Annotated in this window: 13 protein-coding genes; 5 read left to right on the forward strand and 8 right to left on the reverse strand. The window is 74.1% G+C overall.

Translation table 11 applies throughout. The features are described from left to right. Together AB0D18_RS27070 and AB0D18_RS27075 are read right to left on the reverse strand one after the other, a co-directional pair. Positions 1 to 186: an MbtH family NRPS accessory protein gene (locus tag AB0D18_RS27070; RefSeq protein ID WP_362423733.1), complete on the reverse strand. Its 186-nt coding sequence runs from the start codon at positions 184 to 186 to the stop codon at positions 1 to 3. A 106-nt stretch (positions 187 to 292) separates the two neighbouring features. Then, the gene (locus AB0D18_RS27075; protein WP_362423736.1) at positions 293 to 553 is read right to left on the reverse strand and encodes an acyl carrier protein; all 261 of its coding nucleotides are present in this window, start codon (positions 551 to 553) and stop codon (positions 293 to 295) included. 632 nt (positions 554 to 1185) lie between these two features. On the opposite strand from AB0D18_RS27075, the gene panD reads away from it, so the two are divergent. Beyond that, the gene (panD, locus tag AB0D18_RS27080; protein ID WP_362423739.1) at positions 1186 to 1599 is read left to right on the forward strand and encodes an aspartate 1-decarboxylase; all 414 of its coding nucleotides are present in this window, start codon (positions 1186 to 1188) and stop codon (positions 1597 to 1599) included. Beyond that, positions 1600 to 2292 carry a GNAT family protein gene (locus AB0D18_RS27085; protein ID WP_362423742.1) on the forward strand — a complete coding sequence of 231 codons (693 nt, stop codon included), beginning with the start codon at positions 1600 to 1602 and terminating at the stop codon, positions 2290 to 2292. A 108-nt stretch (positions 2293 to 2400) separates the two neighbouring features. On the opposite strand, the gene AB0D18_RS27090 is transcribed toward AB0D18_RS27085, so the two are convergent. The 6 genes from AB0D18_RS27090 to AB0D18_RS27115 are packed head-to-tail and all read right to left on the reverse strand — an operon-like array spanning position 2401 to position 9025. Beyond that, positions 2401 to 3810, reverse strand: coding sequence for a nucleotide pyrophosphatase/phosphodiesterase family protein (locus AB0D18_RS27090; protein ID WP_362423745.1), 1410 nt, complete (start codon positions 3808 to 3810; stop codon positions 2401 to 2403). Continuing rightward, on the reverse strand, positions 3807 to 5036 hold the full coding sequence (gene eboE / locus AB0D18_RS27095) for a metabolite traffic protein EboE (RefSeq protein WP_362423748.1): 1230 nt from the start codon (positions 5034 to 5036) through the stop codon (positions 3807 to 3809). Before eboE ends, AB0D18_RS27090 begins: the two co-directional genes overlap by 4 nt. Before the next feature lie 3 nt (positions 5037 to 5039). After that, positions 5040 to 6020 carry a TatD family hydrolase gene (locus AB0D18_RS27100; protein WP_362423751.1) on the reverse strand — a complete coding sequence of 327 codons (981 nt, stop codon included), beginning with the start codon at positions 6018 to 6020 and terminating at the stop codon, positions 5040 to 5042. Positions 6021 to 6042: 22 nt separating this feature from the next. Further along, on the reverse strand, positions 6043 to 6813 hold the full coding sequence (locus AB0D18_RS27105; protein ID WP_362423754.1) for an EboA domain-containing protein: 771 nt from the start codon (positions 6811 to 6813) through the stop codon (positions 6043 to 6045). Further along, positions 6810 to 7898 carry a sugar phosphate isomerase/epimerase family protein gene (locus tag AB0D18_RS27110; RefSeq protein ID WP_362423757.1) on the reverse strand — a complete coding sequence of 363 codons (1089 nt, stop codon included), beginning with the start codon at positions 7896 to 7898 and terminating at the stop codon, positions 6810 to 6812. The genes AB0D18_RS27105 and AB0D18_RS27110 overlap by 4 nt, the downstream gene beginning before the upstream one ends. Further along, positions 7895 to 9025, reverse strand: coding sequence for an SCO3242 family prenyltransferase (locus tag AB0D18_RS27115; protein WP_362423760.1), 1131 nt, complete (start codon positions 9023 to 9025; stop codon positions 7895 to 7897). The genes AB0D18_RS27110 and AB0D18_RS27115 overlap by 4 nt, the downstream gene beginning before the upstream one ends. Before the next feature lie 384 nt (positions 9026 to 9409). Between AB0D18_RS27115 and AB0D18_RS27120 the strand changes: the two genes are divergently transcribed. The 3 genes from AB0D18_RS27120 to AB0D18_RS27130 are packed head-to-tail and all read left to right on the forward strand — an operon-like array spanning position 9410 to position 14924. Further along, positions 9410 to 12583 carry a LuxR C-terminal-related transcriptional regulator gene (locus tag AB0D18_RS27120; RefSeq protein ID WP_362423762.1) on the forward strand — a complete coding sequence of 1058 codons (3174 nt, stop codon included), beginning with the start codon at positions 9410 to 9412 and terminating at the stop codon, positions 12581 to 12583. Between the two features lie 2 nt (positions 12584 to 12585). Next, positions 12586 to 13911, forward strand: coding sequence for an MFS transporter (locus AB0D18_RS27125; protein WP_362423765.1), 1326 nt, complete (start codon positions 12586 to 12588; stop codon positions 13909 to 13911). 56 nt (positions 13912 to 13967) lie between these two features. Then, complete coding sequence (locus AB0D18_RS27130; RefSeq protein WP_362423768.1) at positions 13968 to 14924, forward strand: class I SAM-dependent methyltransferase; 957 nt, start codon at positions 13968 to 13970, stop codon at positions 14922 to 14924. Positions 14925 to 15012: the final 88 nt, after the last annotated feature.

Here is a 15012-nt window from a genome sequence, read left to right on the forward strand (position 1 = left end):
TCACCGAGCCTGTCGCAGGCTGAGCGGCCGCATGTCCGTCCACACCTGCTCGACGTGAGCGAGGCACTCCTCCTTGGAGCCGGAGGTCCCCTCGTCGAACCAGCCATCCGGCAGTTCGCGGCCGGCCGGCCAGAGCGAGTACTGCTCCTCGCCGTTCACGACCACGCGGTACGTCTGCGCCACCATGTCTCTACCTCTCGTCAACTCGTCAACTCGTACGAACACGTGCTCACGCTCCGCCGGGGTCCCCGCACGGGACGGCCCCTGCGGACCGGCACTGCTGCGGGTCGGGTCAGGCGGCCTGGCGCCTGAGGACCAGGTCGGCGAGGCCTGCCGCCGTGCGCGCCCGGAAGAGGTCGCGCACGGTGACCCGGACGCCGAGCCGGCCGCTGATGAGGGACACCGCGCGGGCTGCCGTGAGCGAGTCGCCGCCGATGTCCAGGAATCCGCTGTGCGTGTCGGGCGCTTCGTCCGCGCCCAGCACCTCTTTGAAGGCCTCTGCGATCTGCTCGGCCATCACTTGCGCGTCCGAGGACGTGATTTCCACGGTCATGTGAATCTCCTTTCCCACTGTGCACCGTTCCGTTTTCACGGACGAATGCGAACGAAATAAGAAGGGGCGAATGCCTGGGGGGTGAATGCCTGGGGCGTGATTGCGAGGGCGGGAACCGAATTCCCCCCTCGTGCCACCCCGGAGAATTCCACAGGCGTCGGCACTCTTTCCAGCCCCGCTGCCGCTCACCAACCTGCACCGGCAGAACATGAGCACCAGAAAATTGGCGCTATGCAGGCAAGGGGCGCGTAGCGGACATATGACACCAACCATCTCGCGCTTCCCGCGCACGAAGGACCCGTTGGACCGGCCGTACGACCAGCCCTACGACCGGCCGGGGAACCGGCCGGCCGCCGTGGACCGCGGGAGCAATCCGCGCGAGAAGGCGTCGGCCGAAAACCTCACGGCCACACCCGGCTCGCCATCCTGCAACAATTCAGTGGTCTCCCGGAGGGGTATCCATATCGGCCGTTCGTATGCCTACTATGACGGCGCCACGCCCTCCCCGGAGGGCGATGTTTCCGGCACGCCCATTCCCGGGAAGCCGCGCCATGAATTCCCCGGCGCCCCCTCGTGCGTGCCCCTTCGCAATGATCCGAAGCAAATCCCCACAGGCCCGAGAGGCGGAATTCATGTTCCGTACGATGCTCAAGTCCAAGATCCACCGCGCCACCGTCACGCAGTGCGACCTGAACTACGTCGGTTCCCTCACCATCGACGCCGACCTGATGGACGCCGCCGATCTGCTCCCCGGCGAGCAGATCCACCTGGTGGACATCAACAACGGCAACCGCCTGGAGACGTACGTGATCGAGGGCCCCCGGGGCAGCGGCATCATCGGGGTGAACGGCGCCGCGGCCCGGCTGGTCCAGAACGGCGACCTGGTGATCGTCATCGCGTACGCGACGGTGCCGGACGCCGAGGCGGCGAAGCTCGACGCACGCGTGGTGTTCGTGGACGAGCAGAACCGGGTCGTGCACGAGGACACGGCGCTCGCCTCGGTGCCCGCCGGTCACGGTCTGACTCCCGGGAACACGGTGCGGTGAATGAACGCACCGACCGGGCCCGGCGGCCTCGACGAGGCCCTTGCCACACGTGACCAGGACCTTTCCGTACGAGACCAGGACCTTGCCGTAGGAGACCAGGCCCTTTCCGTACGGGCACAGCCGTGCCGGGCCGCCCCGCTGATCGAGACGCCCCGCCTTCTGCTGCGCCACTTCGCTCCCCATGACGCCGCCCCGCTGCGCGCATACCGCAGCGATCCGGTGGTGGCCCGCTACCAGGTCTGGCGTTCCCCTCTGAGCGAGCAGGACGCCGCGGAGCAGGTGCTGCGGTACGCGTCCGAGCGGCCAGTCGATCCGGGCTGGTTCCACTACGCGGTCGAGCACCGGGGCGAGGGGGTCCTGGTGGGCGACCTCGCCGTATGGCTCGACGACAACCTCCGGCAGGCCGAGGTCGGCTTCACCCTCGCGCCCGCCCACCAGCGCCGGGGGTACGGCACCGAAATGGTCACCGCGCTCCTCGACCACCTCTTCCTCGACCGTGGCCTGCACCGCGTCTCCGCCGAATGCGACACCCGCAACACACCGTCGGCGACGCTGCTGGAACGTGTGGGCTTCCGGCGCGAAGGACTGCGCCCCGAGTTCTCCCTCAACCCCCGCACCGGCCAGTGGACCGACACCCTGATCTACGGGCTGCTCCGCCGGCAGTACACCGCCGCGCGCGCCCCGCGCCGTTGACGCGCCTCCCCGGTCACGGTCAAGGCCCGGGACACCTGCCTTACGGGTGTCCCGGGCCTTCGCGTCTCCCGGGCCTTCGCGTCTCCCGGTCGACCGGTGGCGTCCCGGTCAACCGGTGGCGCCCGCCGGCGCCGCCTCGCGCGAGGCGCTCTCACGTGTGAGCAGTTCCAGGAGCAGGCCCTTGACCTCGGTGGCGGCCACGGTCGCGGCCCCGGTGACCGGGGTGTCGCACAGGAACACCGGCCCGTCCTCGGGGTCGTCCACCGGGCGGCCGTGACTGCCGCGGACCCCGGACGGGTCCAGGGGCACGGTGCGTATCCGGTAACGCAGACCGGCCTTCTTGCGGGCCACGGAGCCGAGGGCGCGCAGCCGTACGCCGGGCACGTCCGGGTCGTAGAGCAGTTCCGCGGGGTCGTAGCCGGGCTTGGAGTGGATGTCGACCTGCCGGGCGAAGTCGGGTGCCCGGTCGTCGTCCAGCCAGTAGTAGTACGTGCACCAGGCGTCCGGTTCGGCCACGACGACGAGGTCGCCGGCGCGTTCGTGGTCGAGCCCGTGCCGTTGTTTGCCGGGACCGTCGAGCACCTCCGCCACCCCGTCCAGCTCCTCCAGCACCTTCCGCGCCCGGGGCAGGTCGTCGGGGTCGGCGACGTACACGTGGGCGATCTGGTGGTCGGCGACGGCGAACGCCGCGGAGGTCCGCGGGTCGAGGTACTCCATGCCGGCCTGGGTGTGCACCTGGAGCAGGCCCGCACGGCGCAGTGCGCGGTTGACGTCGACGGGCCGCCGCACCGGGGTGATGCCGTACTCGCTCAGCGCGACCACGGTGGCGCCCTCCTCGCGCAGGTGGCGCAGGAAGGGGGCGAGCGCGTCGTCGAGGCGGCGGGCCTCGCGGCGGGCCTGCGGCGAGTCGGGGCCGTGGCGTTGGAGGTCGTAGTCGAGGTGCGGGACGTAGACCAGGCTCAGGTCGGGGCGGTGGGTGTCGAAGACGTGGCGGGCGGCGGCGAGTATCCACCGGGTCGAGGTGATGCCGGCGTTCGGGCCCCAGAACGTGAACAGCGGGAACGGGCCGAGGCGTGCGGTGAGTTCGTCGTGCAGGGACGGCGGCCAGGTGTAGCAGTCGGGCTCCTTGCTGCCGTCGGAGTAGTACACGGGCCGGGGGGTGACGGTCCAGTCGACGTCCGCGCCCATCGCGTACCACCAGCAGATGTTGGCGACGGTGAGGCCGGGGCGCTCGCGCCGGGCGGCCTCCCACAGCTTCTCGCCCTGGACCAGGCCGTTGTGCTGGCGCCAGAGCAGGACCTCACCGAGGTCGCGGAAGTACCAGCCGTTGCCCACCGCGCCGTGCCCGGAGGGGGGTTCGCCGGTGAGGAAGGTGGACTGCACCGTGCACGTGACCGCGGGCAGGACCGGATCGAGGGCGGCTGCGGTGCCGTGCTCGGCCACGGCCCGCAGGGCGGGCATGTGGCGCAGCAGGCGGGGGGTCACTCCGACGACGTCGAGGACGACGAGACGGCTCATGGGACGGTCACCTCCGGGCGGGCGGTACCGGGGCCGGTCACGGGTCCCGGTCGGGTGGGGGCGGTGTCCTCGGCGAGGCCGAGGCGCAGCAGGGCGTCGCGGGTCCAGTCGAGTTCCGCGGCGATGCCCGCGACGAGGTCGTCGCGGTCGCGGGGGCGGGCCGCCGCGGGCAGCACCTCCCAGGTGTAGGTCTCGGTCTCCAGGTGGCGCACGTGCGCGCGGGGGCCGCCCAGCAGAACGCGGAGGGTGGCTTCGAGCACGTCGCCGGTGGCCCGGAGCGGGGGCTCGGGGTCGGCGTGCAGCGGGGTGTGGAAGTGCACCCGCCAGGGGCCGGTGCGGGGCAGCGGGCCGTGCAGGGCGTCGGCGAGGTCGTCGGCGCCGTGGACGGTGCCGTCGGCGGCGCACATCCGGGTCTGGTGCAGGAAGCGGGGCTCGGCGTAGCCGGCGAGGTGCTCGGCGCGGCCGGGGGCCCCGGGGTCGGGCACGTGCAGGGCGCGGGAGATCTGTGCCTTGACGACGTCGAGGTGCGCGTCGTGGAGGCGGGCGAGGGCTGCGGCGGGTTCCTCGAACTGGACCGCCAGGTGGCAGGTGTCGAGGCAGACGCCGAGTTCCGCGGGCAGTTTGGCGAGCAGCCGGGCCGCCTGTGCGGTGGTCTCCACCGCACAGCCGGGCTCGGGTTCCAGGCCGACCCGGACGGTGCGGCCGGTTTCCCTGCGCAGCTCGGCCAACTCGGCGGCAAGCAGGGTGAGTTGGCGGCGTGCGGTCGCATGGCGCTGCGGGGTCCAGTCGGTGCGCCAGCCCAGCGGCAGGGTGGAGACACTGCCCTCGGTGACGTCGTCGGGCAGCAGGCCTGCCAGGACGCGGGCGCAGTCGACGGTGTAGGCGAGGCGGCGCGGGTCGCTCCAGTCGGGCGTGTAGACGGCGTGCTTGACGGAGGGGCGGTGGAAGCCCTCGTACGGGAAGGCGTTGAGGGTGACGGTCTCCAGACCGCGGCGGCGCAGGTGGTCGCGGAGGCGGGCGGTGAGGTCGGGGCGGGCGGCGAGTTCGCGGGCGGCGTCGCGGGCCAGCCACAGGCCGACGCCGAGGACGGGAACGTCCAGGCGGTCACGGACCCGGGCGGCGTACCGGTCGAGCTGGTCGGTGACGCCGTCCAGACTCTCCGCGGCGTGGACGTTGGTGCAGTAGGCGAGGTGGACGAGGGAGCCGTCCCGGTGGCGGAAGCGCACGCCTCAACGCTCCCCGCGCAGCAGCGAGTTCCCGGCGAACGTGGCCGGGGCGGCCGTGGCGCCGCGCGGACCGGCCTGCTCGTCGCCGCAGGCGCCCTGCCGCTTGCCGTCGCGCAGAGCGTCCCGCTCTTCGCGGCAGGGGCCCACCCGCTCCCCGTCGTACGGACCCTGCCACTCGTCGTCGTACAGGTCCGCCAGGTCCAGGCGTCCGCTCTGGCCGTAGAACGCGACCGGGTTGTTCCACAGCACCTGGCGGGCCGACTGCTCGCCCATCCCTGCGGCGAGCATGGCCTCGCCGGTGGCGCGGGTGGTGCACGGGTCGCTGTGGCCCCAGTCGGCAGCCGAGTTGACCAGCATCCGGTCCGTGCCGTGGCGGCGCAGGATCTCCACGGTGCGCGTCTCGTCCATCTTGGTGTCGGGGTAGACCGAGAAGCCCATCCAGCAGCCCGATTCGGCGACGAGGTCGACCGTGACCTCGTTGAGGTGGTCGATAAGGACGCGGTGCGGGTCGATGCCGGACTCGCGGATCACGTCCAGGGTGCGCCGGGTGCCGACGGCCTTGTCCCGGTGCGGGGTGTGCACGAGTACGGGCAGGTCGTGGCGGACGGCGAGTTCGAGCTGGGCGGCGAACGCGGTGTCCTCGGCGGGGGTCATCGAGTCGTAGCCGATCTCACCGACGGCGACGACGCCGTCGCGTACGAGATAGCGGGGCAGTTCGTCCAGGACGCCGGTGCAGCGCGGGTCGTTGGCCTCCTTCGGGTTGAGGGCCAGCGCGCAGTGGTGGCGGATGCCGAACTGGGCGGCGCGGAAGGGCTCGAAGCCCAGCAGGCTGTCGAAGTAGTCGGTGAAACTCCCCACCGAGGTGCGCGGCTGGCCGAGCCAGAAGGCGGGCTCCACCAGGGCGCGTACACCCGCGTCGCGCATCCGCGCGTAGTCGTCGGTGGTACGGGAGGACATGTGCACGTGCGGATCGAAGATGCGCATGGGAGCTCCTTCAGAGGGTGGTTCAGAGGGTGGTGGCGCGGGTGCGTGCCAGCCGGTCGAGGGCGCGGCGCGCGGCGGTGCGGCGGGCTTCGTCGGGGTGGTCGGCCGCACGGCCGAGGCCCGAGGCGGCGACGGCGTCCGGGAAGCGGGCGAGGACCGGCCAGATCTCGTCGGGGACCACGCGCCCGGCGGCGACGCGTTCGTGGACGTGGTCGGCGAGCATCCGGGCGAGTTCGTCGTCGGTGCGATGCGGTGCGGGCGGGGCGGGCAGCCCCATGTGGACGCACTTGAGGATGGCCTGCCGGTAGGCGGGGGCGTCCAGGTGGCGGACCGCGTAGGGGCCGAGCGCGGCGCGGACGAGGCGGGGGTCGTGCGAGCGCAGCGCCTCGTGGAGCAGGCCGGTGGCGGAGTCGCCGAGGGTGGCGTCGAGGTCGTCGAGGACGGAGAGTCCGCGCAGCACGGCGAGCCGTTCCGCGGTGCCTCCTTCCCGGTATAGGCGGGTGAGCCGGTCGGCCAACGGCGGCCGGTCGGCGGGCAGTACGGTCAGCAGCAGCACCCGGGCGGCGTCGGCGACGCTCCAGTCGGCGCTCACACCGTCCGGGTCGTCGGCGGGTGCCGCGTCCAGCGGCCCCCGCCCGCAGTGCCGGGCGACGGCGGGGAACACGTCGTGTACGGCGTCGGGGTCGGCGGCCGTGGCGCGCAGTGCACCTTCCAGCCAGCCGGCGGCGGCCGGGACGAGACGCTCCTCCAGGGCCGCGCAGAGTCCGGCGATCATGCTGTCTCCCTCACTCATGCTGTCTCCCTCACACGTGCGGCTTCCTTCAGGAAGGCCAGGGACCGGGTGGCGGTGCGGGCGGCGTCGGCGGAACCGTCCTGGATCTCCACGGAGACCAGACCGCGGTGGCCGCCTTCGGCCAGGGCGTGCAGCACCGGCGGGAAGTCGATCTCGCCTGTGCCGAACGGAAGATGACGGTGGACGCCTCGGACCATGTCCTCGATCTGGACGTGCGCGAGGTGCGGCAGGGCGAGCTCGACGCAGGCCTGCAACGGCCGGGGCTCGGAGCAGTGGGCGTGCCCGACGTCGAGGGTCAGGCGCAGCAGCGGGTGCTCGTCGAGGCGGGTGCGCAGCGCCAGGAACCGGTCGACGCCGTTGAGGAACATCTCAGGTTCCGGCTCCAGGGCGAGGGTGATCCCGTACGTCTGCGCGGTGGCGAGGAGCCGGCGCAGCGGGGCGGCGAGCCGGTCGAGTGCCGCGTCCTGGTCCATGCCGTCGGGGGCGCTGCCGCTGGTGACGTGCACGGTGTCCGCGCCGAGCGCGTCGGCGACGCGGACGGCACGGCTGATCAGGTCGGAGCGGGCGTCGCTCCCGTGGTCGCAGAGCAGGCCCGGCAGATGCGGCCGGGAAGGGTCCAGCAGGTGGGGGTCACCGGTCTCGACGACCACGGCGAGGCCCAACCGGTCCAGCAGGCGCGCCAGTCGGGCGACCCGGGCGGGCGCGTCGGGGGCGTAGGGGTCGAGGTGGTGGCGGGCGAGGGTGAGGGAGACCCCTTCGTAGCCGATGTCGGCGATGATGCGCAGCGCCTCCTCCAGGGAGTGCCGGGCGAAGCCGTTGGTGCCGTAGGCGAAGCGCAGGGGCAGGGGCAGGGGCGGGCGCGGGCCGGTGGCCGGGTCGGGGGTGCTGAAGGTCGTGTCGCGGGCGCCGGAGGTCATGGCGCGGGTACTGGAGGTCATGGCGTGGGTGCTGGAGGTCGTTTCACGGGCTCCGGAGGTCAAGTCGCGGGCGGTGGAGGTCGTGCCGCTGGCGCGGGAGGTCAAGTCGCGGGCGGTGGAGGTCGTGCCGCTGGCGCGGGAGGCAAAGTCGCGGGCGTGCGGGATCATGTCGCGGGCACCGCCTTCACGAGCCGGGAGGCGAGGGGGTCGGCCGCGGCCACGACGGCGGCGGACAGCGGGGCTCCGCAGGCGGCGGCGAGGGCCGCCTGGAGCGGGATGAGGGCGAGGATGCCGGCCTGGACCGCGTGGGCCACCTGCTCGGCGGGCGCCTCGTCCTGCGGTGGGGTGAAGGACCGGTCCTCGGCGTCCTGTCGGGCTACGGACTGGGAAGCGTCGCCTGGTGGGGCTGCGGACCGGGAGTCGTCGTCCCGCCGGGTCGCGGACCGGTCCTCGGCGTCCTGTCCGGTTACGGACCGGGCGGCGTCGCCCGGTCGGGCTACGGACCGCACTGCGGCGTCCTGTTGCGTTACGGACCGGAAGGCGTCGTCCGGTCCGGTCGCGGGCCGGGGCGCGGCGAGGGTCGTCAGCGCACGTCCGTAGCCGGATGCGTACCGGGCGAACAGGGCACCCGCGAGCGGCAGGTCCAGCCGGCGGCGGGACGCGTGCGCGGTGCGCGCGGCCAGTGTGCCCGCGGTCAGGGCGGCCCCGGCCGCGCAGGCCAGCGCGACCCTGGCGGCACCCCGGCCGCCGCCCGACACCTCGTGGCGGCTGAGCGTGGTCACGCCGTAGGTGTGCAGGGCGACGGCCGCCGCGGGGGCCGCGGCTCGGACTCCGCCGCCCATCATTACGTCGATGCCACGGGCTGCCGCCATGGTGGCGGGCCCCGCGGCGGTGTCCTTGAGGCGGAGGTCGTACGCCCACACGGCGGCGGTGAGGGCGGTGGCCGTGACCAGGCGACGGCGGCCGCAGGCGGCGGCCAGGGCCAGACCTGCGGCGGTCAGTCCGGTGGCCACGGCCAGCGCGGTGCGCCGCTCGACGGCCCCGGAGGGAACCGGCCGGCCGGGGCGCTCGACACCGTCCACGGTGGCGTCGGCATAGTCGTTGAGGGCCATGCCCGCCCAGTACAGACAGACCGAGGACGCGGCGGCGCCGAGCGTACGGAGGTCGGTGGGCCGCCCTGCGGCAGCGGCTCCGCTCAGGACGTCCCCGGGTACGGACAGGGCCGCCGGGGCGCGCACGAGCCTCACCAGCGGGCGCCACGCGAAACGGCCGGAAGGTTCTCTCGGTATTTTCACAGAAGGAAATGTAGGCACAACAGGGCGCGTCGGCCCAGCCCTTCCGCGGCATTCACGAAATACCGTCAGCGAGCACGCGAGACGCCGCGAAAACCCACTCGACCGGGTGGGGTGGGTCGGCTGGAGCGGTCAATCCCGTACGGGAAACCTCCTGGTGGAGGCCACATCCGGTGTCACGGGGCCACGGTACCGCGTCCTCGCTCACGGGATTGCGTTAACGGGAATTCCTTACCCGGAACCCGTTGCCGACAACAGGGTCCCCGATTCCCCTTTCCGGGAATTCGCGTCTTTCGGCAGCCCCCCGGAAAGGGGCACTCTTTTCTCGATGTTCTCGATCGGCGGTACACCGAGCGCCTGAGCGCACGAGCGAAGGAAAGGGATTCCGTGACCCATGCACTGCGAGGCCGGGACACTCTGCGCGACCAGCTGGTGCGAGCGCTGACGGAGGCGGCCGGGGGGCGGGGCCGGGTCGTGCTGATCGGGGGCAGCTCCGGAAGCGGCCGGAGCAGAATGCTCACGGAGGCCGCGCTGCTCGCGTCGGCCCGGGGGTTCACCGTCTGCCGGGCCGCCGCCGACCATCTCGGCCACCCCGGTTTCCTCGCCCCGCTCGGCCTGTCTCCCGCCCCGCAGGGCTCCGGGGACGACAGCGCGCTCGGCCGCCTGCTGCGCCACACCGCCGAACGGCCGCCCACGGCGCCGCTGCTGGTCGCGCTGGACGATGCGCAGTGGGCGCCCGCGAAGGCGCTGGAGGCGCTGCGGGACCTGTCCGCGCTGCTGACCACCGGCTCCCTTCCCGTACTGGTGGTGCTGACGCACGGGTTGAACGGCGGCGGGCCGCGGCCGGCCCGGCAGGACCCGGACGTCTCCGGTGTGACGCGTCTGTTCGCCGCCCTCACCGCCGACGCCGCGCTCCGTCTGGAGCTGGGTCCGCTGTCGGCGGACGCCGTGACCGCGCTGGCCACGGAGGTGCTGGGCGCGTCGCCCGACGAACGGCTCACCGCGCTGTGCGCCGTCGCGGACGGGCTGCCCGGCCGTGTCGTGGAACTCGCCCGTGCCGCCGCGGAGTTCACCCGGCCGGCCACCGGCGCGCCGGTGGCGACGCTGCCCCCGGGGCCGCTGCCGGACCGCCTGCGGGAGGCGCTGCTGCGCCCCCTGCGCGGGCTGTCCGCCGAGGCGGGCGCCCTGCTGGACGTGGCGGCTGTGCTGGGCCGCTCGGTCTCGCCGGCCGACCTCGCGCTGGCTCTGGAGCGGACGGCCCGCGACCTGATGCCGCCGGTGCAGGAGTGCGTCGCGGCGGGCGTGCTGAGCTCCACGGAACGCCGGCTGGTGTTCCGTCACGCGGTTCTGCGCCAGGCCGTGGCCGAGGCCGTGCCCCCGCCGGTGCGCACCGCGCTCCGCCGGGAACTGGGTGAACGCCTCGCCGCCACCGGCGACTTCACCGGCGCGGCCGGCCATCTGGCGGCGGCCGCGGCCGGAGGCGAGAGCGGCGCGCTCGGCGAGCTGGAGCGCACCGCCCGCACGCTCGCCGTACAGCACCCGGCCACGGTGATCGACCTCGTGGGTCCGGCGGCGGAGCAGCAGCCCGCGGGCCCCGCGCGCACCGATCTGCTGGTCCCCGTGGTGGGCTGTCTCGTCACCACCGGACGCCTGGGCCGCGCCGCCGCGCTGGCGCGCACCGCACTGGACGGCGGCGGCCGGCCCGGGACCGCGGCCGAACTCCTGGCGCACCTCGCCGAGATCGAGCTGATCACCGGCGCCCCCCTGGCGGCCCGCGACCGTGCGGACGCGGTGCTCGCCGATCCGACAGCCCCGCCCGAGGCCGCTCTGCGCGCCCTGGCCGTACAGGTCCGCGCGGACAGCCGTGCGTCCCGGCCCGACCTCGCGCGCTCCGCCGCCGACTCCCTGCTCCGACAGGCACGGCAGGCGCCCGCCCAGGCCGCCGTGCACGCGTCGACCGTGGCCCGGCTGGTGCGGGCCGGTGCGCACTGGCACGACGGGCGCCCCGCGGACGCCGTCGGAGAACTCCGCGCCGCCCCGGGCCTGAGCGGCGGCGCCCCGCAGCCGTCCGCTCCCCACTGGGACGCCCGCGCGGCACTGGCCACCATGCTGCTCGACCTCGGTACGCCCGAACACGCAGGGGACGTCCTGCGTACCGGCTCGGGGCACGCGCCGGTAGGCTGCCGCGCGCCGCTGGCGGCGCTGGCGCTGGAGCGCGGCGAGGTGGACGAGGCGGAGCGGCTCGCCGACGAGGTCCTCGACGAGCCGGACGAGGACCGGGCCGGCACCGACACGGTCCTCGCGCTGAGCGTGCGGGCCGAGTGCGCACTGCGCCGCGGCCGGACCCGCCAGGCGCGGCCCACCGTCGCACGCCTGCTGGCCCTGCTCGCACAAGACCGGTTCGGATACGCCACGGGGCGGGCCCTGCGCGCGGTCCTGCGGATCACCGAGGCGGACAGCGGCCCGCAGGAAGCACTGCGGCTGCTGCGCGAACTCGCCGTGGCGGAACACCCCGCGCACACCGGCCGCCCCGGTGCGCTGCCCGCCGCTTCCGAGGGCGAGCCTCGCGCCGGGGACTCCGCGCACACCCACCCCGTACCCCTGTCGCTGTTGCTGGCAGGGCCCGCCACGCCCGCGTGGCTGGTACGGCTCGCGCTCGACGGCGGGCAGCGCGAGCTGGCCGAGGCGGTCGTGGCCCGCACTCGGGCGGTGGACCCGGAGTCGTCCGCGACCGCACACGCCGAAGGCGTCCTGACGGAGTCGGCCGAACTCCTGGGCCGGGCAGCCGGCGGCCACGGCGACACCTGGGCGCGGGGCCGCGCCGAGGAGGACCTGGGGCTGCTGCTGCTCAAGAACAGCGACGGCAACAACGCACAAGGCGACGACAAGGACAGCAACGACAAGGACAGCAACGCCAAGGACGGCGACGACAAGAGCCGCGCCCGTGCCGTCAAGCTCTTCCTGGCCGCCCTGGACTCGTACGACGCCTTCGGCAGCACCCCGGACGCGGCCCGCATGCGCAGCACGCTGCGGGGGCTCGGTGTGCGCCGCCGGCACTGGACCTACGCCGATCGCCCCGCGACCGGCTGGGCCAGCCTCACCGACTCCGAGCGCGCGGTCGCCGACCTGGTCGCCCAGGGCCTGACGAACCGGGAGACCGCCGACCGGATGTTCCTGTCCCCCTACACGGTCAACTACCACCTGCGGCAGATCTTCCGGAAGCTGTCCCTCTCCTCCCGGGTCGAACTGGCCCACTCCCACCGCGATCAGGACCGTCCGACGGCCGCCCCCGCACAACCCGCTCCGGAGCGGCAGCCGCACCCCTCCCCCGTAACTCCCGTAACTCCCGTACCGTCCGACGGGCATCGGCTCCGCGCGGCGGCCGGCGCACCGGGGGACCGGGGGCCTCGTGGCGCGGCCGGCGCACCGGACCGCACGTCCCGGTCCTTGCCCGTCGGCGAGCGGCGGCAGCGGCCGGGCGGCCGGGTCGCGGCGCCCGCCCCGGGCCGGGCGGCCGAGCCCGCCCGCGCTTTCGCCGCGCCCGCGCGGGGAGGCCGGTAGCCGTGGGCGCACCTTCCGAAGCGACGGCGTCCGCGCCGACCGGGGCGGCCGTGCCCCGACGGCTGCCGGCCAGTGTGCGGGTCCTGGCCTGCATCGTCCTGGTGTCCTCCCTGTGCGCCGGCGCCATCGCCCCCGTGCTGACCGTGCGGACCGCGGAACTGGCCTCCACCGCCGCGGTGTCGGGGGTTGTCAGCGCCTTTTTCCTGGCCCGCCTGCTGTTCACGCCGGTGGCGGGACGGCTGGTCTCCTGCGGCCTCGCCCGGCGGATGCTGCCGGCCGGACTGCTGCTGATGGCGGCCTGCACCGGGGCCGTCTCACTCGCCGATTCGTACGGGCAGTTGCTGGTCCTGCGCCTCCTCGGCGGGGTGGGCTCCGCGACGTTCACCGTGTGCGCCGTCGCCCTGCTCGTGGCCTCCGCGCCCGCCGCACTGCGCGGCCGGGCGTTCGGTGTCTGGTCCGTCGGCTTCGAGTCCGGTACGGTCATCGGCCCGCTGGCCGGTGTCGGCCTGGTCACCCTCGCGCCGTCCGCGCCGTTCGCCGTGGCCGGGGTCTGCCTGGCGCTCACCGCGGTCGCGGCGGTGCTGCTGCCCGCCGTCGGGCCTCCGGGCGCCAAAGAGTCCGTGAAGTCCGTGGAGTCCGTGAAGTCCGCCGAGGAAGATGTCGTCCGGAACGCCGGGACGGTGCGCCTGCGGGAGGTGCTGGCGGCGCCCGCCTACCGGGCCGCGCTGCTGTCGAACTTCGCGGTCGGCTGGGGCGCGTACGGCATCCAGGTGTCCCTGGTGCCGCTGTTCGTCACGGCCCGGTTCACCGGGGGCAGCGCCCTGTCCGCCCTCGCCCTGTCCCTCTTCGCCGTGGGCGGCGTGGCGGTGCTGCCGCTCGCCGGACGGCTCGCCGACGGCTGGGGGCGGCGGCCCTCGGCCCTGCTGGGGCTCGCGCTGTTCGGCGCCGGCCTCGCGGGCATCGGACTCAGCGGCGCCCCCTTTCCCCTGCTGGCGGCGGCGCTCGTGGCCGGAACGGGCTGCGGGATCACCGGCCCCGCGCACGGTGCCGCGGTCGCTGACGTCGTCGGTCCGCATCGCTCCGGGGGTTCCGCGCTCGCCTGTTTCCAGGTCAGCGCCGACGTCGGCGCCGTCGCAGGACCCCTCGTCGCCGGACTGACCGCGCAGGCGCTGTCCTTCCCCGCCGCGTTCCTGCTCACCGCGTCGATTCCCGTACTCGCTCTGCTGGCCTGGCTGCGCGCGCCGGAGACCGGGCCGGCGCGGGCGCCCGCCGCACCACCCCAGAGCCGCACCACCCACGCACCACCCCACAGCCGCACCACCCCCTAGCCGTACCACCCACGCCCCACCACCGCATCGATCGAAAGAACAGAGGTGATCTACACATGTTCAGCCATCAGGACGAGCAGGAGTGGCTCCAGCAGGAACGCGAGATCCACGCCACCGTCGGGGACGGCGGCTTCGGCCCCGTCGACCGGCTCGGCTCCTGGACGGAGAAGTCTCCGTTCGCCCTGTGCCAGTACTTCCTGCTGCGACTGGGCCAGACCACCTGGCTGGGGCGCAAGCTGGTCCCCGAAGGCCGCACCGACCCCGCGTCCGTGCTCACGCCCCGCATGCTGATGGGCGAGTTCGAGAGCCTGCGCTTCACCCGGCAGCAGGTGGAGTTCTACTTCACCCCCCGCGACGCACAGACCCACCAGGACGTGCTGGCACGGGCCGCGAAGGACGCCGAGGCCGACCTCGACTTCCCCTTCCCGCGGCTGGACCGCGACTGGAACGAGGCGCTGGTGCCCGCCCACGTGTGGGACGGCACCGCCGAACTCGCCGACAACCTCGACCCGGACGAGGAACACTTCCGGGCCGCCGCCGCGATCGCGCTGCGCGAGGTCGTACAACCCGGTGACACCCTCTACGACCCGGCCTGCTCTACCGGCAGGTTCGTCTCCTCGCTCGGCACGGCCTTCCCCGAGTGCCGGGTGCTGGCCTCCGACGCCTCACCGAAGATGGTGGAGCTGGCCCGGCGGCGCATTCCGGACGCGTTCGTCGCCGACGGCCTGACCCGGCCGGTGCCCGACGGGTCGGTGCAGGTGCTCGTGCTGCGCTTCCTCAACGCGGAGGTGCTCAGCGCGGAAGCGGCCGTCGAGGGCTTCCGTTCCCTGGTGCGGCTGATCGCGCCGGGAGGGCATGCCCTGGTGTTCGGTCACACGCCGGTGCTGCCCGCGGTACGGCATCTCGCGGGCGAGACCGGTCTTGAGGTGCGCTCGTCCGTGGCGGCCGTACCGGGACGGCCGGACGAGGTGTTCCAGTTCTACCTGCTGCACCGTCCGGCGGTGGCCGCCTGACACCGGCCGGTGACCCGGCCCGGCACTGCCGGACGCCCGGTCACCGGCCCACCCGCTGCCCGGCCCGCCCCCTGCCCGGCCCGCCCTG

Source organism: Streptomyces sp. NPDC048442 (assembly GCF_040651475.1).
Classification (GTDB): Bacteria; Actinomycetota; Actinomycetes; order Streptomycetales; family Streptomycetaceae; genus Streptomyces.